At 38.8% G+C, this 16,954-nt stretch carries 16 protein-coding genes and 1 riboswitch; of the genes, 12 read left to right on the top strand and 4 right to left on the bottom strand.

Going from position 1 to position 16,954, the window contains the following annotated elements; genetic code table 11:
* Positions 1 to 57 precede the first annotated feature (57 nt).
* The 8 genes from E4N74_RS07495 to E4N74_RS07460 all read left to right on the top strand — a co-directional run bounded on the left by E4N74_RS07495 (position 58) and on the right by E4N74_RS07460 (position 8,561).
* Positions 58 to 498: an Hsp20/alpha crystallin family protein gene (locus tag E4N74_RS07495; RefSeq protein ID WP_044977355.1), complete on the top strand. Its 441-nt coding sequence runs from the start codon at positions 58 to 60 to the stop codon at positions 496 to 498.
* Between the two features lie 121 nt (positions 499 to 619).
* Positions 620 to 1,468 (top strand): hypothetical protein, encoded by an 849-nt coding sequence (locus E4N74_RS07490; protein WP_044977353.1) that lies wholly within the window; start codon positions 620 to 622, stop codon positions 1,466 to 1,468.
* A 209-nt stretch (positions 1,469 to 1,677) separates the two neighbouring features.
* The gene (locus E4N74_RS07485) at positions 1,678 to 2,565 is read left to right on the top strand and encodes a PD-(D/E)XK nuclease family transposase (protein WP_255804828.1); all 888 of its coding nucleotides are present in this window, start codon (positions 1,678 to 1,680) and stop codon (positions 2,563 to 2,565) included.
* A gap of 72 nt (positions 2,566 to 2,637) precedes the next feature.
* A complete protein-coding gene (locus E4N74_RS07480; RefSeq protein ID WP_255817146.1) occupies positions 2,638 to 3,984 on the top strand; it encodes a CCA tRNA nucleotidyltransferase in 1,347 nt (448 codons plus the stop codon).
* 52 nt (positions 3,985 to 4,036) lie between these two features.
* The gene (locus tag E4N74_RS07475) at positions 4,037 to 4,969 is read left to right on the top strand and encodes a magnesium transporter CorA family protein (RefSeq protein WP_255804827.1); all 933 of its coding nucleotides are present in this window, start codon (positions 4,037 to 4,039) and stop codon (positions 4,967 to 4,969) included.
* Positions 4,970 to 5,378: 409 nt separating this feature from the next.
* A riboswitch (cobalamin riboswitch) is annotated at positions 5,379 to 5,592 on the top strand.
* A 219-nt stretch (positions 5,593 to 5,811) separates the two neighbouring features.
* Complete coding sequence (locus E4N74_RS07470; RefSeq protein ID WP_255817145.1) at positions 5,812 to 6,630, top strand: DUF4198 domain-containing protein; 819 nt, start codon at positions 5,812 to 5,814, stop codon at positions 6,628 to 6,630.
* An 82-nt stretch (positions 6,631 to 6,712) separates the two neighbouring features.
* Positions 6,713 to 7,900, top strand: a complete 1,188-nt coding sequence (locus tag E4N74_RS07465) for a ZinT/AdcA family metal-binding protein (protein ID WP_255817144.1) — start codon at positions 6,713 to 6,715, stop codon at positions 7,898 to 7,900.
* Between the two features lie 322 nt (positions 7,901 to 8,222).
* A complete protein-coding gene (locus E4N74_RS07460) occupies positions 8,223 to 8,561 on the top strand; it encodes a hypothetical protein (protein WP_044977342.1) in 339 nt (112 codons plus the stop codon).
* A 40-nt stretch (positions 8,562 to 8,601) separates the two neighbouring features.
* Here E4N74_RS07460 and sufU read toward each other — a convergent pair whose 3' ends face one another.
* Complete coding sequence (gene sufU / locus E4N74_RS07455; protein ID WP_145475353.1) at positions 8,602 to 9,048, bottom strand: Fe-S cluster assembly sulfur transfer protein SufU; 447 nt, start codon at positions 9,046 to 9,048, stop codon at positions 8,602 to 8,604.
* 34 nt (positions 9,049 to 9,082) lie between these two features.
* Positions 9,083 to 10,285: a SufS family cysteine desulfurase gene (locus E4N74_RS07450; protein WP_044977339.1), complete on the bottom strand. Its 1,203-nt coding sequence runs from the start codon at positions 10,283 to 10,285 to the stop codon at positions 9,083 to 9,085.
* Between the two features lie 178 nt (positions 10,286 to 10,463).
* Between E4N74_RS07450 and E4N74_RS07445 the strand changes: the two genes are divergently transcribed.
* Positions 10,464 to 11,354, top strand: coding sequence for a hypothetical protein (locus E4N74_RS07445; protein WP_255817143.1), 891 nt, complete (start codon positions 10,464 to 10,466; stop codon positions 11,352 to 11,354).
* A gap of 58 nt (positions 11,355 to 11,412) precedes the next feature.
* Entirely contained in the window at positions 11,413 to 12,600 is a 1,188-nt protein-coding gene (locus E4N74_RS07440; RefSeq protein ID WP_044979642.1) for a galactokinase, read from the top strand.
* On the opposite strand, the gene E4N74_RS07435 is transcribed toward E4N74_RS07440, so the two are convergent.
* Positions 12,590 to 14,260, bottom strand: coding sequence for an ATP-binding protein (locus tag E4N74_RS07435; protein ID WP_255817142.1), 1,671 nt, complete (start codon positions 14,258 to 14,260; stop codon positions 12,590 to 12,592). The two genes, E4N74_RS07440 and E4N74_RS07435, sit on opposite strands and share 11 nt — an antisense overlap.
* A gap of 31 nt (positions 14,261 to 14,291) precedes the next feature.
* The gene (locus E4N74_RS07430) at positions 14,292 to 15,071 is read right to left on the bottom strand and encodes a Nif3-like dinuclear metal center hexameric protein (protein WP_255817141.1); all 780 of its coding nucleotides are present in this window, start codon (positions 15,069 to 15,071) and stop codon (positions 14,292 to 14,294) included.
* Between the two features lie 136 nt (positions 15,072 to 15,207).
* Between E4N74_RS07430 and E4N74_RS07425 the strand changes: the two genes are divergently transcribed.
* The gene (locus E4N74_RS07425) at positions 15,208 to 16,476 is read left to right on the top strand and encodes an aconitase X (protein ID WP_255817140.1); all 1,269 of its coding nucleotides are present in this window, start codon (positions 15,208 to 15,210) and stop codon (positions 16,474 to 16,476) included.
* 1 nt (position 16,477) lies between these two features.
* Positions 16,478 to 16,921, top strand: a complete 444-nt coding sequence (locus E4N74_RS07420; RefSeq protein ID WP_044977331.1) for an aconitase X swivel domain-containing protein — start codon at positions 16,478 to 16,480, stop codon at positions 16,919 to 16,921.
* Positions 16,922 to 16,954: the final 33 nt, after the last annotated feature.

The following is a 16,954-nucleotide window of genomic DNA, read 5'->3' as shown; positions in this document are numbered from 1 at the left end:
ATTGCTTGTATTTAAGTGAAGAGTTTGAAAGAAAAACTTATAAGCAGGAGGTGCTTTATGAATAGTTTAAGTCTTTTTAGTCCGTCTTTTACGGACAGCGTATTTGATGCCCTTGATAGGAGCTTGGGACCCAATTTTGGAGTTTTTGCTCCGATCAAGAATGCAAGCTGCGGAATGCCTAGTGTAGATATCCGCGAAACGGAAAAAGCCTATGTAATGGAAGTAGATCTTCCGGGTTATAGCGAAAAAGATGTTGAAATTAGCTTAAAAGATAGGCTTATGACAATCTCATCTTCTAAGAAGGAAGAAAAGGAAGATAAGAGTGCAGAATACATCATAAAGGAACGAAGCTCAAGACATTTTATGAGGCGGTTTACATTGCCTGAGGATATAAATGCCGATGAAGTTTCTGCAAAATTTGAAAACGGTGTTTTGGTTGTAAATATTCCGAGAAAACCGGATACTCAGCCTAAACAGATCGAGATTAAAACGGTATAAGAGAATTCGCTGCTATTCACTATAGGACTGCGTCTTGCCTTAGGGCAGGGCGCAGTTTTTTTATATGCGTTTGGTAATTAAGTAATAATGCTTTTTATAAAAAAGACCGATAACTGTATTGATGGTTTCTGTATATAGACAATATGAAAATTCCAACTACTCTGTTTTAGCTAATTCACTTTTGCGTAAGGAATTTCTTTACGGCTTAAAATTTTTTGCCGTTCAAGAAAATTTTATGAGTGAGCAAGGAGCCGTATTGCGTATGAGAATTTCCTTAGCCTGTGTAGAAGCCGAAGCAGTGGTAATCGATGCTTACATTCAAACCGACGGGAATCTATCATATCTTTTCGTTTTGTGTTCATCAATTTTATCCCCTCAAATTTTTTCTGAAGCCGTAAAAAATATCCTCCCGAATGCGGTTATCGAAGAGTTTTATAAAACTCAGGCCGAAGGATATTTGGAATCGGCTTCTGAAGAAGCGCTGGCAAAAAAGCCCATCCCATTTTTTTCGCCATTAGGAACAAATTCAGAATCAAACCATCTTTTAATATCTCTTTTTATTGAGCATAAAGCTCTTATTTTAGAAAATAAAAAAGGCGGCCTTTTAGAGCAGTGCTTAAAGCATAAGGCTCGGAGCCTTTTAAATGAGGCTTCCGAGATACGCAAATATTCTGCTGCGAATTTGGATGTAAACATATTGTTATTTCAAAAGGAAAATCTAATCCTATCTATTCCGGTTTTTCAGGTCAAAAAAATAGATAAGGATGTTTTTCAAAAAAGATTTATTCAAATTCTTCCGGAATACGGAGGAAAAAAAATCTATATAGACGATGTCTTTTGCATAAAAAACATAAATCTTTCAAAAGTAAATTTTATTAAAAGATTAAAACGCGGTGTGTATGAAATTACAATTACCGGTTCTCAAGAAATTTTGCTCTTCAATCTTTTAGTACCTTCAATGTATGAGTGACGGGTATCTCTAAAAACCGAAGTATTTAATCAACCCCACGATGCAAGCGTTACCGAGAAACGGCGGATATTAAACCGCAAGAATAAAACTTTTTTGTCTTATCTTTAGCCAAATGAAAAATTTTTATAGAATTTTACTATCTCTTGTAAAAAATTTGAATAATAATAGTAGGACGGCAAGACTTATTTGCTATTCTAAGGAGAAACATTATGTCAAATGAACAGCCTATTTTAAACCCCAAAACGGATTGGGTTTTTAAGCTGATGTTTTCAAAAGGAGAAGAAGGAAACAAGGCCCTAATAAGCTTTTTAAACGCTTTTTTAGAAGATTCTTACGGTAAAATCACAAAGGCCGAAATCATAAACACCGAACTTATTCGGGATAGGCCTTCGGGAGAAACTTACCGCCTCGATTTTTTGATTAGAACCGACAACGGCCTTCTTGTCGACCTTGAAATGCAGCAGTTTTGGAAAACAAACTATCCTCGCAGAAGTCAAATGTACCTTATGCGCCTCGCTTCCCGCTTTTTAAAGACTGAGCCTAAAGAAGACGATTTTTTATACGCTATAAGCCTTTCAGTTTTCGGCTGCGATGTTCCTAAAAACGCAGAGCCGGTAAAAATGCCTGAGAGCTCTATAATTCAATATCTTTATGTTGAATTAAATGAGCTAATAGGTTATACTATGAAAAAGAGATTGGAAGAGTATAACTTAAAAGACTTTTGGATAAGGTTTTTAGCCAACTATGAAGAAGACAAAAAAAGCGGAATGTTGGAAAAATTGTGCAGCTTAGAGGAGGGTATAAAAATGGCAGAAGCAACACTCTTTAGGGTAACTGATGAAGAGAGGCGAATGGCAATAGAACTCTCTGACGAAAAATACCGGATGTATGTGGAAGATGAGCGCAGTGAAGCTAGAAGAGAAGGCTTGGCTGAGGGCAGAGCCGAAGGAAAAAGTATAGGATTAACCGAAGGACGAGCTGAAGGCTCATATCAAGCAAAGCTGGAAATGGCAGCGTCTTTTAAAAGGCTCGGAGTTGATATTGATAAAATAGTTGAAGGTACAGGCCTTAGTCGTAAAAAAATAGAAGCCTTATAATTTAAAATGCGGTATTAAAAATGCGGCCTACGTATAGACAGGCCGTAAATTTTTGTGTAAACTCGAATTTCTATGCGCTATCCTGTTTCAAAAAAAATGAAAGAAATCGCTTCTATTTTTTTTAATGCCGATTTTTCGGCCTACCTTGTCGGCGGAGCTGTTAGAGACTGGTTTTTAGGGAAACTGTGTAAGGATTATGATATAGCAACCGATGCCGAACCGAAGGAAGTTCAAGCTCTTTTCCGCAAGACGATTCCTACGGGGATAGCCCACGGTACGGTTACTATTCTTTACAAGGGCGAAAAAATAGAATGTACCACTTTCCGCTGCGAGGCTGATTATTCCGACGGCAGGCGGCCGCAGAGTATTAGCTATGTCCGTTCAATCGAAGAGGATTTGAGCCGCAGAGACTTTACTATGAATGCAATAGCCGTTTCTTTAAAAGACGGCTCCATTGTCGACCCCTTTGACGGCGTAAAATCGATAAAATCAAAAATTATTAAAACCGTCGGCTCTCCCCTTGCCCGTTTTGGGGAAGACGGTTTGAGGCCGATAAGAGCAATCCGCTTTTCTTCGCAGTTGGGCTTTAAGATAGAAGAAGAAACTTTAAAGGCTATTCCTTTAAGTATTGAGACTTGCAAAAAAGTTTCGATAGAGAGGTTTCGGGATGAATTCGTTAAAATACTTTTAAGTGAGCATCCTATAATTTCTTTAAGACTCTTGGAAGATACGGGACTTTTAAAAGTATTTTTGCCCGAACTTTCTGATTGCCGCGGGGTCGAGCAAAAAGGAATGCACTCATTCGATGTGCTTGACCACAGCTTTTTAAGCTGCGATGCCGCTCCGCAAGATAATCTTATTGTGCGCTTGGCTGCTCTTTTCCACGATATAGGAAAGGTAAGTACCAGAGAAAAAAATGAGTACAGCGATTACACCTTTTATAAGCATGAGGCGGTTTCGGAAAAACTCACCAAAAATATAATGCAGCGTTTAAAATTTCCGAATAAGGAAATTGAAGAAGTTTGTCATTTGGTGGGGCTTCACATGTTTCATTATACGGAGGATTGGAGCGATGCTGCCGTCCGCCGCTTTATAGTCAGAGCCGGGGTAGAAAATATTCCGAATCTCTTTGAATTGAGAAGAGCCGACGGTTTCGGTATGACGGGAAAGGCTCCCGATTTAAGCAATTTGACTGCATTTAAAAAGAGGCTTGAAAAAGTCATAGCAGAAGACTCTGCCCTCAGCTTAAAAGATCTTGCTGTCGGAGGCAGAGAGCTGATTGAAATCGGAATTCCTGCAGGTCCTAAGCTCGGCATAATCTTACAAAAGTTATTTGAAGCTGTCCTTGAAGACCCTTCGCAAAATACTAAGGCCCAACTTTTAAAAATTGCGGAGGCAATAAATTCCAATTTAAGCTAAATTATTGATATAAAATTATTGATATAATATAAAAAATATGATAGGTTAAGCTATGTTTGTAAAATTAGATGCAGAATTGACACCGATTGATCCCCGGACTGAAAAAATAACTGGACATGTTGCAGGATATATAAAATTTAAGGAGCTCATTGAGCTTCAAGGGCTTTTAGGCCTTGACCCTCTTTTTATCGAGCAATGCAGCGATTTTTCCCAACAAAATACCCTCGGCGTTTGGGAAGACTACAGTTTCGGCGTTATAAATATAATCGAAATGGAAAATATTTTTAAAGACCGCGATACAATAGGCCTTTATATATCTAAAAATCTTTTTTTGGCCATAGAAATTATAGACAAGGACTATTCTACTCAAAAAGCTTTTGAAACTGCTTTACAGCAAACTATAGTTCGCGAAAGAAATATTCCGCGTATTCTTAACCGTTTTTTTAAAGAGCTTATCAAGTCGCATGCCGGCGTCTATTACCGTTTTAGAAAAAAAATATCTGAACTGGAAATGAGGGTTTGGGAAAAAATAGAAGAAGACACTCACTTTGAAGCGGAGCTTTCGAATATAAACAACGAACTTTTGACCCTCTTTAGCTATTATGATCAGTTGGAAGATTTTTGCCAAGACCTGGCCGAAAATGAAAACGAAATTTTTACCGAAGAAGAGTTGACCATTATAAACCTTCTTTCAAAGAGGGTAGAGCGTTATGGAGCAAATATCCGTATTTTAAGAGAGTATTCGAATCAGTTGCGGGAATCTTATCAAGCTCAGCTGGATCTCCACTTAAATAAGATTATGAAAATCTTTACTGTTGTAACTACAATCTTTCTTCCGTTGACCCTTGTAGCAGGCTGGTACGGTATGAACTTTAGCTACATGCCCGAACTTTCATGGAAGTACGGCTATCTTACTGTTATAATATTGAGTATTGTCATTGTCGTTTTAGGACTTTGCTGGTTTAAAAAGAAAAAACTGATATAAAAATCATTATTGCCTAATGCAGCTGAGATTCGGTATTATAAACGGAAAATTTAGTGAGTATATTCTCGTGTTAAAAGAAGAACAATTCGATATAAACTAAGTAAATCCTATAAAACGGATAGCCCGAGGCTTTTTATAAAGACCGTTTCAGGAGATTGTAGAATTAAAAGGCCTTAAATTTTATTTATTTCTTGACTAAAATATAAAAATAATGTATGCTCCTTATAACATTTTATGAGAGGGCTTTGATATTGGTACCATTTTAATATACTCTTCAATATTCCTTTTTAATAAATGCTGATTAGCTTTTCCATACTTTTATTATCGGCTGTTTTTAGTCGACTTGATTTCCGTGTAGAATGCACCCGATGGGGGCCTTGCTTTTTTTTGAAAATATTTATAATTACTAAAAGGTTATAGACAAATAAGGTTCTTAAATTATTTTTTAAGATTAAAAGGGAAACCGGTGAAAAACCGGCACAGCCCCCGCTACTGTAATTGAGTTTGTTTATCATTGTATTTCTAATATTTGTCATTATTGGAAGCATAAGCCACTGTTAATATGGGAAGGCGATAAACTTTAAATCATAAGTCAGGAGACCTGCCTATTTGTATTTCGAATCCTTCGGAGGGAGGGAAAATCGGAAAACTAACTATTGTACAGCTATATTTTACTGTCGGTCTCTTCTAAATAAAGCAAAGCTGTAGACTATGTTTTTCGCTTTTTCATTATTTTATCTCCGTTTTATTTTTAAATAAGGTATATTGTAAACATTTGTTTACAGTTGAGTTTGCGCTTAGATTATAAGTCTTTAGACTAAAAATATTATAGGAGTTTTTCTATGAAAAAATTGACAGGAATATTTTTATTTTTATTCTTGGTATCTATGGTTTCATTTGCACACTTCCAAATGATTTATACCCCGACTTCAATTGTTGAAGGCAATTCTGTTGAGTTCAAGATTGTTTTTACTCATCCTGCCGAATCAGGACTAGTAATGGATATCGGTAAAAACGAGGCCGGAGAAGTCAAAGTTTTTGAAAAATTCTTTTCGGTTCATGACGAAAAAATTCAAGATCTTCTACCTTCATTAAAGAAAACGGAATTTACTACTGCCGAAAATACGGCTTTGGCCTATGATCTGACCTTAAACAGGGATAACGGCTTTAAAGGGGGCGGAGACTGGGTCTTGGTAGCAGTTCCCCATCCTTATTATGAAGGTAGTGAAGATAAATATATTCAGCAGATTACTAAGGTCTTTATCAATAAGGACGAGCGTCCGACAGATTGGGAAAAAAGATGTGCCGACGGTTATCCCGAAATTTTACCCTTGGTAAAGCCCTATGACGTTTGGGTCGGCGGTGTTTTCCGCGGTACTGTTGTCGATTCAAAAGGGAAACCGGTTTCCAATGCGGAAATTGAAGTTGAATACATAAACTTTGATGTAAACATGAAAAAAAGCAAATTTGAGAAGAAGGCAAAAACAAAAAATGCCGCTGCCGTTATTTTAGCCGATGCAAACGGAAACTTCTCCTTTATTCCTCACAAGGCCGGGTACTGGGGTTTTGCTGCCCTTGGTGCAGGTAATGTAAAAGAATTTGAGGGTAAAGAATTTTCGCAGGATGCCGTGCTCTGGATTGAGGCAATGCCGCTAAAATAAGGAATATCCTTATTTAGCTTATAGATAATTTATATTAACTTAAAGGAGTTTATTATGGTTAATAAAAAAATGGGTGCAAAGATTGCACTTATACTGGGTTACACTCGCAGTTATTTTTACTGCCTGTAAGTCAATGCCTGCTGTAAAAATGAATGATAAATTTACAGCCGGAATGGAATTGGCCGCCTGGAAGGGCGAATGGGTTTCTGCAGATATCATAAAAGATAATCCATCTTTAAAAGCAGCTTATAAAAAAACAGCAGCAGATATGCCCTTTTATACACCTGAAGGCCTTGAAGCCGCTGCCTTGGATATGTACAAAGCTCCGGCGGCAAAGGCAAAGTTTGACGGTACAAACACTGTGCTTTTTACATACTTGGATAAAGCCGGTAACGAAAAGCAAATTTCCGTCAAATACAAATATATGGGACAAAAAGCTGACGGCGAGTCTCCTGATACTATTTGGGAAACATTTGAGGCTGTAGAAGATAAACTTGAAAATGCAAACTTTAAGTATTTTATATCAATGCCTCCCAGTGCTCACGGAAACAGCCCTATCCACTGGCATGCCCGTTTTGGAAGCCGAAGTATTGACCGTCTTATAACCGGTGCAGGAAAATGGCCTACATACTATTCTGCATTCACATCTGAGGCAGACCTTGTTAAAATGTTTGAATCTTCAATCCAAAATATGCCTAAGTGTTGCCATGTTTCTCCCTTTGAATCTTATGCAGTTCACGGCAAATGGATTAATGCATTATCTATTTTTGAAAATACAAGTAAAGAGGTCGAAGCCGCCTATGCAAAGGTTGTAAAAGAATTTGCAGGCAAAAATCCCAAGGGTGGAGATTTTACAAAGGCTGAAATTATTGCAGAATTACAAAAAAGAGATAAATCCGTTAAAGATTACTCTCACTTGGAATTTATTGTAAAAGACGGAAAAAATGAGCTGGTCTTTTATAAAGGGGATAAAGAAGTCTTTAGATCAAGCTATGTCCGTGTCGGTGCAAGTCCTTCAAGACCATATATGACGATGAAGGCTGAAAGAAAGGATGCCGGTATGTATTCTTTGATTTCATTTGTAGCTGTACATGGTACTGCTCCTATGCTGCATTTTCACTTGTGGTATGGTAATAATGAAAAAGAACTTGAAGACTTTGAAGGAACTCCCACCTGCTACAGAGCGGCCCTTACAGACGCTGAAATTGCCGCAAGTGTAGAAAAAGAGGCAAGAAATCTTTTAGAGAGATTAACTAAGGTTAAAAAATAAATTTTATTGGGAACCTATTTGAGGTTCTCAAATTTTAATACTTTTTCGGAAGCTGATTCGCTATCCGCTTTAGCGGATACGATGAAAAATTTCCTTACAGAACAGAGCCAAAAGGCTCTGAGGCTTCCTTCAAAAAATTTTTATGGGAGGTGTGATAAACAGTTCGGCAGAAATAGTGCCTCACTGTTTATCTGACGAGTTTTGTGCTTTGCACAAAACATCGCATTATTGATTGCCGTTTCTTACAGGTATTGCGAAACGGCGTAAAAAGTCAAATCGAAAATTGATATTTTCTCATTGACTTTTTATAGGAGAAAGAGAAATGAAAAAAAGAACAGCTATCTTTATTTGTTTTTTAGTGCTGGGAGCAGCTCTTTTGTTTGCTCATAGTGTTATCTTTAATTGCTATGATAACGGTGACGGGACATTCCTTTGCCAAGGCAGTTTTTCGAACGGTGCATCTGCTGAAGGTGTAGAGATTCGAATCGAAAATCCCAAAGAAAAGGATTCGAAAAAAAAGATTATACTTAAGACTACGCTTGATAAAAACGGAGAAGCTATAATTAAGTATGCCGACATCAAGATCAAAGATTTTTTGATTATTTTTGATGCAGGTGAAGGCCATGTTGTAAAACTAAAATCAAACCAGATTAAAAAATAAGTTTTATTTGGGTGTATTTTCATCGGTGCAAGAACAACGATTAAAATACACCTCCTTTTTTTTCGTTTAAAAGAACATCGGCACTGTGCCAGCTTAAGGTTGCGCATTTTATACGGGCAGGCATTTCGGCAAAGTATTCCAAGATTTGAGCATCTTCCAATTCTTCCTTTTCTTCTTCTGAAACCTCATTTCCGTTCATCATCTTAAAAAATATTTCTATCTTACGTTTGCCTTCTTCTGAGGGCTTTCCTTTTATCAGCTCAATCAGCATATTTGTAGAAGCCGTAGAAATGGCACAGCCTCTCCCTAAAAAGGAAGCATCTTCTATAATCCCATCTTTTTCCCGGATAAGGAGGGTAAGGTCATCACCGCATGAAGGATTATGGCCTCTTTCTATCTTTACCCCTTCACCTGAAAGCTCGCGGCAGTTTTCTTTTTTTCGAGAGTATTCTAAAATCATTTCCTGATAAATCGTATCTATGTCCATTTATATTCCTTATCAATATTATTTTTAAGTTTTTTTAATTCTTTAAAAAAACGCTTTTTACTTTTTTTAAGGCAGTGACCATAACATCAATGTCTTCCTTTGTGTTAAAAATAGAAAAACTTGCACGGCAGCAGGAATTTATGTTTAGGTAAGTCATCAGGGGCTGTGTACAATGATGTCCGCTTCTTACCATAACACCGTATTCGTTTAATATGTAAGATGTGTCATGTGAGTGAACGCCTTTCACGTTGAAAGCGATTATACCCGCCCGCTCCTTAACATCGGTGCCGTAGGTTTCTACAAAGTCAAGTTTTTTTAATTCCGAAAGAGCGTAAGAGTCCAATTCTTTTACGGTTTTTTCTATATTGTCATAACCGATTTTTTCGATATATTCTATTGCAATTTTAAGAGAAACTATTGCAGCAGTATCGTGGGTGCCGCCCTCGTATTTATAGGGGGCTTCCTTAAACTCGCTTGACTCTTCTGTAACAAAATTGATCATATCTCCCCCGTATAAAAAAGGAGGCATCTTATCCAATAGCTCTTTTTTTCCGTAAAGAACTCCGGCTCCGAAGTCCGAAAAAATCTTGTGCCCTGAAAAAGCTAAAAAGTCGCAGTCAATAGCCGATACATCCTGTTTAAAGTGGGCAACGGCTTGAGCTGCATCGACTACAACGACGGCTCCGCTTTCATGGCTTAGCTTAATTACTTCTTCTACAGGGTTTATGAGTCCTGTTGCATTTACTACGCTTGATAGGGCTACTATCTTTGTTTTTGAAGAAAGTTTAGCCTTAAAATCATTTATGTCCAAGGCGCCGTTTTTATTAAGATAGATAAATTTTAAGGCAGCCCCTGTTTGTTTTGCAACAAACTGCCAAGGAACAAGGTTGGCATGATGGTTTGAGACAGCAAGAAGTATTTCATCGCCATGTTTGAGGTTTGATAAGCCGTAACAATAGGCAATTATATTGAGGGCTTCGGTAGAATTTTTTGTAAAGATAATGCTTTCAATTTTATCGGCTCCGATAAATTCGGCAGTCTTTTTCCGTGTTTCCTCAACCAAAATAGAAGAAGCTATTGCAAGGGAATGAGACCCTCTGCCCGCATTTCCGTTTGAGTGTAAAAAATATTCTTTTATGCCTTCTATAACCGGTAGAGGTCTTTGTGCTGTTGCCGCAGAATCCAAATAATGAATGTTAGGATTTTGCATAAGCAAGGGAAAGTCTTTTTTGTACATCTATTTATTGCTCCTTAAAGCGCATTTCTTTCTTTTCATTTTACATAAAAATAAGCCTTTTGTCCAGCAATCGCATTGCCGGCAATTTCAATTGCCGCAATTTCAATCGCCGGCAATCTCAATACAATCGCAATGCGGTATATTGTAAAGAATTTCCGTTTTCGATATAATAGGCTTTATGGCAAACAGTTGTGCAGAGAGAAAAGATCAGGTCATAAGGCCGATAGAATCTTACGGTATACTTCTTCCGTATTTGGTAATTCCGTTCCGGCTTAAAAGTGCGAAAGTGCTTTTCCGTTTTTTGCGTACGGTTGTGCGCGATTTTTTTTGGCTTCAGTTTTCGGTAAAGTGGCGCTTCAAAACCATTCCCGTTTTGGATGTCTCGCACCCCTTGGACGAGCTGATTCCGTTTACACCCGGCAAAGTGCAAATCTATTTGAATTTTACCAATTTTTGGATTCGGCCTATGACTTTTTTGTTCCGCAGAATAGGCGTAAAAAAAGCTCTGCCGTACTGTATCGAATATCTTTCCCTCATCGAAGAGGCGTATTCCGATGCTGCAAGGGTGTACCGTTTTTGTATGACAACGACAAAGCGTCCCGATTATAAGGCGGATAAAGCGTTTAGAATGATTCACGCCCTCGATCCGCATTTACTGTGCGTTCCTAGTCTGCACGTTTCTATCGTTATTCTTGCTTCAGTGTATTATGCTGAAGTTTTTAAAAAAGGCGATTTCACCGAAGATGAGCGCCAAGCCTATACCGCTGAATTAAGAGAAGGGGCACGGCGCATTATAGAAAGTGTATTGTATGTAAAACAGCACAGTGTAAACTGTATTCCTTCAGCGATGTATATGATGTTATATGTGCTCAAAGACCGATTTACGATAAGCGCTGGAGTTGATATTATTAACAGTTTGTTTATTGATGACGAAACGCTTTCCGAACAAGATAAAAAAGATGTCAGTGCTCACATTCATTTTATGTTTGAACGTCTGCTTTTGGAAGGCTCAAGCGAAGATGATTGGACCGTTCCGGTTAAACGCTGGCTTAAGGGCTATAGAGCTTAAGGTTCTTAGAATTATAAAATTATTTTGATGATTTTTGAGTTTTGAGGGGGAAAAAATTTTGAACCTAACAAATGATATACAGGAATTGAAAGATGCCTTTATTTCTCTTTACGGTAATTCGGAAGAAAAAATTATTTTTGCAGCCTCTCCTGCGCGGATAAATATAATAGGTGAACACATAGATTATAACGGAGGCCTCGTGCTGCCCGCTGCCGTTAATTTATATTTAAGAATTGCCCTGCGAAAAAGAAAGGATAAAAAAATACTTTACCGTTCGATGAAGTCTAAAAAAGTTTTTGAATTTGAGCTTGACGGAAATTTGAACTTTGATAAAGAAAATGATTTTTCAAACTATTTAAACGGTATGTTTTTGTTTTTAAAAGAAAGGGGCTTAAAGGCTGATACGGGATTTGAGCTTTTAATAATGAGCAATATTCCGCAAGGCAGCGGCATTTCTTCTTCGGCGGCCTTGGAACTTTGTTTCGGTAAAATTATTTCTCATGCCTTCGGTTTTAAACTTGACGGCATTGAGCTTGCAAAGACAGGCCGGCGGGTCGAAAATGAATTTTTAGGCCTCAAATCCGGGATTATGGATCAGTTTGCTATAGCAATGGGTAAAAAAAATCAAGCCATTCTTTTAGACACCTCCTCCTTGAACTATGAGTACATTCCTCTTGAAACCGAGCCTTACAGGATTGTAATTATGAATTCCAATAAGCCCCGTAAATTAACTGAATCAAAATATAACGAAAGAAAGGAAGAATGTGAAAAAGCCCTTGCCTTTTTACAAAAAGAAAGAAACATAGATTTTTTATGCGATCTAAGCGTTTCCGATTTTGAAAACTTAAAAGATGACTTGACTTCCAATTTGGGAGAAAAAATTTTCCGCAGAGTAAGGCATTGTGTTACCGAAATGGACAGGGTAAGGCGGAGTGCCGAAGCCTTAAAAAATAAGGACCTAAAACTTTTAGGCGGTTACTTAAACCAATCCCATCTTTCACTAAAAGACGATTACGAAGTTACCGGAAAAGAACTGGATGCTCTTTTCTTTGCAGCTACAAAAGAAAAAAGCTGCATCGGTGCAAGAATGACAGGGGCGGGCTTTTCGGGCTGTGCTATCGCCATTGTGCACAAGGACGGCTTTGAAGAATTTGCCGAAAGGGTAGGGAAGGCCTACACGGAACAAACCGGCTTTACCGCTTCATTTTTTGCCTGTCAAGCCTCAGACGGAGTGTCTATAGTTTAAACTCGGTATCAAGATAATAGATGAGTCCTTGGAGGCTGCCGCGTATAAAATACTTCCACCACAGAACAAGATCAGAGTTTAAAGGCTCGCCTATATTTTGGAGGCTGAGCATCTTTTCTTTTAACCTAGGTTCAAGGGAAAAGGCGTGTTTTATTGCTTCCCGAATGGAAAGTCCGTGCACATCAAAGGCTTTATCTAAAAAATCTTTAAAAAACGAAGGATAAAGAATTCCATCTTCTTCCGCTAAAATGGAATTTTTTAATAGCTCATCAAAAGTCTTATTTTTAATTCCCTCTGTGCTGTTATCTTCAGGGAATTTAAAAAAGTTAGGAGGATAATTTCCTTGCACGGCTATCGAAAGATTTGTATTTTCAAAAAAAAGATTTGTTTTGTCGTTTGCTCTTTCAAGCCTCAAAAATATTTTTTGTACGGCTTCCATGCTCGCCTTAACTGCTTCATCATAGCTTTCCGCAGAGCTTAGGACATTGCCGCATTTTTCTACATTGTTTTTAGGGAAAACGGTTTCATCTTTTTCAAAAAGGCGGGGTAAAACATCTTTTACGTTTTTTGTGTTCCTTGCTTCTTCAAGCCCGTATATTTTTTTTATGATGCCCGGCACCGAAATCCACGCTCGTTCAGCACTAAAGCGAGCGGCTCGTTCCGAACTGAACATAGCTTGAGGCGGAAGCTCATCTAAGGGTTCGCCTAAGGCTATTTTGACGGCGGCCTTAGTTACATCAAAGCCGGAAGAATAGGGAACCGTCCAGCCCGACATGTAGCCCCCTGAAAGACGGGCGGCGATTTCTCCCACACAGGCCTCCCTTTTGCCGTCTTTCTGCGGATCGGCTTTTCGTAAAAAAATATCCCCCTTGGCTGCCCCATTTGTAAGCCCCAGAGCCTTTATACCAAGAAAAAAAACTCTTATAAGCTCATCACATTCTTCCTTGCTCTTAATCGATGGAATCGTGTGTCCCATCTCTACAAAGTAGGGCGGGAAAAAAATATGCCTGTCTGCGAGGGCGTTTAAAAAAATCTTTCCGTTTATAACGAGGGCTTCAAGCGAAAACTCTTCACCGTCGATGAACTCCTCTGCAATGGCCTTGCCGCTCCGCGAAAAGTTTACAGCATCTTCTAAGGCCGGTCTTAATTCATCTTGGGAATAGACCAAACGGCAGCCGCGTGCTCCCATGTTGTCGGCAGGCTTTACCGTAAGAGGAAATTGAATGGCTTTTTGTTTTAAAATTTGAAGGGCCTCATCTATTTCACTTTTAAAAATGTGGGTGAACCTTGGAGAAGGGACGCCGTGCTTTTCAAAGCACTCTCTCATTAAAACCTTGTCGCTTGCACGGCGGGCTGCTTCCAAACTGTGACCGGGAAGAGAACAGCTTTCTGCAATAGCTGCAACCGATACGGAAAAGTCCGTAGCTGCGGTAAAAACTCCGTGTAAGCCGTTTTCTTTTAAACTTTTTGCAAGGCCGATGAGGGCTGGAATATCCTTTAAGTCTATCGGAAAAAACTTGTCGGCTTCTTTTGCACAAACCGCATTCGGGTTTCCATCTACTGCGATGACCTCGCAGCCCAATTCTTTTGCTGCCCTTATTGCCGGCCCCTGCATAAGTCCCGCTCCTAAAATTAAAATACGCTTTTTATTTTCTTTCATATTCCGGTTAAACTCATCTTAATCTAAAAATTTAAAAGCCTGTCGGAATATCTATAAAACAGGTTTCTATGTTTTTATCAAGTTCCAGCTTTTTTGCAACCAACTGAATGCCTACAGTTTCCGTTTGATAATGACCTCCGGCAATTACGTTTATCCTGTTTTCGAGGGCATTGTGATAGGTAATGTGTTCAATCTCTCCTGTTATGTATAGGTCAAGTCCTAAGGCTATTGCATCATCTATTTCCGAAGCGGCTCCGCCGGAAATCACTCCGATGGTTTTAATTTTTTTAGGCCCGAAGGGAAGAATGTTTGCCGTTTTTTCCCTTTGAGGGAAAAGCTTATTTACAATTTCGTCTATTTCCAAACCTTCTTCGGATACTCCTTTTAAAGGAAGACTGCCGTAAAAACCTATGTTTACACCCCTGTACATGCCGAACTCTTTTAAGTTTTCAAGGGAAAGGCGGCCGGCAAGACCGATGTTGTTCCCGTAAAGGGGATGGGCATCGAGGGGAAGGTGAACGGCATAGAGCACTATGTCATTATCCAAAAGAGCCTTTATTCTATGGTAATGATTTCCCATAATCCGTAAGGAGCGGCTCCAAAAAAGGCCGTGGTGTACAAAAAGCATGTCGGCCTTCTGCTCGGCGGCTTCTTTTATGGATTGAAGGCAGGCATCCACCGCGAAAGCAACCTTTTTTATTTCTTTTCCGCTGTTTTGTACCTGAACACCGTTTTGCGACAAGTCTTGAGCCGCAAAGGCATCTATGTTTAATAATTCGGTAAAATAAAGGTCGAGGTCTTTTAGTTTCATAGTTTATATCCTCATCGTTTTTGCTGATTATACTTTAGATTCTTTTTGAATTCAAGGGCGTTCTATATTTTAAAAAATAAATTCACCTTCCGCAAAAATTATGATATAATTGTCTACGTTAGTAAGGAGGTTGAGTATGCAACTGACACGGGAACAAGAAGAAATTCTAAACGGTTCTCAAGGAGAAATGCAGGCTAAGGTTTTAAAAACCTTGGTCATGTATGGTGAAGCTTTTGGTGCCCAAAGGCTTGTTAAGGTTACAGGGAAATACGGTCACCTTGTTACAAGTTTCGGTATAGGAGTTATGAAGCCGGTCTATAAATTGATGGATGAACTTCTCCAATCCGAAGCTGTTTCAGGGATTCCCTTTACGGTAGACCCTCGTCCGCTTGATGATGCGGTGCCTAAAAGTTTTTTAGAACGCCTTGTTTTTCATTTTATGTACAGCAAACAGGAAGAATATGAAAAACAGCTTAAAGCTATGGGGCTTTTATCGGATGACGCTTATACTTGTACCTGCTATTTTGACGAGGTAGGGAACACACCTAAAAAAGGAGAAATCTTAAGCTGGGCAGAATCTTCTGCCGTTAATTATGCAAACTCGGTATTGGGAGCGAGGTGTAACCGCAATTCGGGTATAATCGAAATGTTCGGGCTGATTGCAGGCTGGGTGCCGGAGTTCGGCCTATTGACCGATGATGGGCGTAAAGCCGATTTAATTGTAGAGGTCAAAACCGAAAGCCTGCCAGAAGCCCAACTTTTGGGAAGTGCAATAGGAATCAAGGCTGTTGAAAACGTACCCTATATCAAAGGTTTGGACAGGTTTTTAGGCCGTGAGCTGAATGATGAGGTAAAGGCCTATTTTAAGGATATGGGCGCTGCGATGGCATCAAACGGAGCCGTCGGTTTATACCATGTCGAAAATCTTACACCTGAAGCAAAAGAATCGGGGACTTCTTTAATCCGTAAAAGTGCAGAAGTCTATACAATCACCGAATCCGAGCTTTTGAGGATAAGGTCTTCATATCCGGATATTAGAAAAAACAAAAATGCCCCTACTGAACTTTGCTTTATAGGCTGTCCTCACCTGTCTAAAGAACAGCTTATTAAATGGACAGGCATTATAGAACAAAAGTTAAAACAAAATAAAAAATCAAAAATTTCGATACCGACGGTTATGACTTCGCCGCGGGGTGTTTTAAAGGAATTTTCTAAAACCGAGGAATATAAAAAATTAAAATCTTTCGGCCTTATTTTTTCGGAAACCTGTCCCTTAATGTATATGAATAACCCGCTTTGTGCAAAAAAATCGGTTATCACGAATTCCAATAAACTTAGAACCTATACTACGGCCGTCTATTATAAGGACGATGAAATAGCCGATCTAATTACGGGAGGGATTTAACATGAAAATATTTAAGGGAAGAGTAATTGTTCCGGGCACAGTATCGGCAGAAGCTCTTGTAAGTTCTAAAGGATTTAATACCCTTGCAAGCTTTCAAAAAGCTTTGATGTTCGGCGATAAAAAGGCTCATTGTTCCGATCAAAATAATCCTGACATATACAAAAAGGAAATAGCAGGAAAGGCTCTGTGCCTCCCGCAGACTATAGGTTCAACTACGGGCGGAATGGTTATATTCTGTGCAGCTTCTATGGGCCGTCAGCCTGCATGTATGCTTTTTTCGGAGCCGATAGATTCATTGGCTGCTGCAGGCGTAATCCTTGCAGCAAACTTTACCGATAACCGTATTCCTACAATCGATAATTTAGGAAAAGAATTTTTAGAAGCGGTTAAAAGCGGAAACAGGGTTGAAGTTAAAGAAAACGGTGAAGTCATAGTAGAAGACTAAAGGGAATCTCTAAAAACTGAAGTTTTTTGAGGG

The sequence above is a fragment of the Treponema putidum genome (genome assembly GCF_024401155.1).
GTDB lineage: Bacteria > Spirochaetota > Spirochaetia > Treponematales > Treponemataceae > Treponema_B > Treponema_B putidum.
This window is presented reverse-complemented; position numbering and strand designations above follow the sequence as displayed.

Excerpts from the sequence above, each read along its gene's own strand:
- E4N74_RS07470 (WP_255817145.1), top strand. The coding sequence starts at position 5,812 with ATGAAAAAATTGACAGGAATATTTTTATTTTTATTCTTGGTATCTATG.
- E4N74_RS07430 (WP_255817141.1), bottom strand. The coding sequence starts at position 15,071 with ATGAAACTAAAAGACCTCGACCTTTATTTTACCGAATTATTAAACATA.
- E4N74_RS07495 (WP_044977355.1), top strand. The coding sequence starts at position 58 with ATGAATAGTTTAAGTCTTTTTAGTCCGTCTTTTACGGACAGCGTATTT.
- E4N74_RS07480 (WP_255817146.1), top strand. The coding sequence starts at position 2,638 with ATGCGCTATCCTGTTTCAAAAAAAATGAAAGAAATCGCTTCTATTTTT.
- E4N74_RS07475 (WP_255804827.1), top strand. The coding sequence starts at position 4,037 with ATGTTTGTAAAATTAGATGCAGAATTGACACCGATTGATCCCCGGACT.
- E4N74_RS07425 (WP_255817140.1), top strand. The coding sequence starts at position 15,208 with ATGCAACTGACACGGGAACAAGAAGAAATTCTAAACGGTTCTCAAGGA.
- E4N74_RS07485 (WP_255804828.1), top strand. The coding sequence starts at position 1,678 with ATGTCAAATGAACAGCCTATTTTAAACCCCAAAACGGATTGGGTTTTT.
- E4N74_RS07435 (WP_255817142.1), bottom strand. The coding sequence starts at position 14,260 with ATGAAAGAAAATAAAAAGCGTATTTTAATTTTAGGAGCGGGACTTATG.
- E4N74_RS07460 (WP_044977342.1), top strand. The coding sequence starts at position 8,223 with ATGAAAAAAAGAACAGCTATCTTTATTTGTTTTTTAGTGCTGGGAGCA.
- E4N74_RS07420 (WP_044977331.1), top strand. The coding sequence starts at position 16,478 with ATGAAAATATTTAAGGGAAGAGTAATTGTTCCGGGCACAGTATCGGCA.
- E4N74_RS07445 (WP_255817143.1), top strand. The coding sequence starts at position 10,464 with ATGGCAAACAGTTGTGCAGAGAGAAAAGATCAGGTCATAAGGCCGATA.
- sufU (WP_145475353.1), bottom strand. The coding sequence starts at position 9,048 with ATGGACATAGATACGATTTATCAGGAAATGATTTTAGAATACTCTCGA.
- E4N74_RS07490 (WP_044977353.1), top strand. The coding sequence starts at position 620 with ATGGTTTCTGTATATAGACAATATGAAAATTCCAACTACTCTGTTTTA.
- E4N74_RS07450 (WP_044977339.1), bottom strand. The coding sequence starts at position 10,285 with ATGTACAAAAAAGACTTTCCCTTGCTTATGCAAAATCCTAACATTCAT.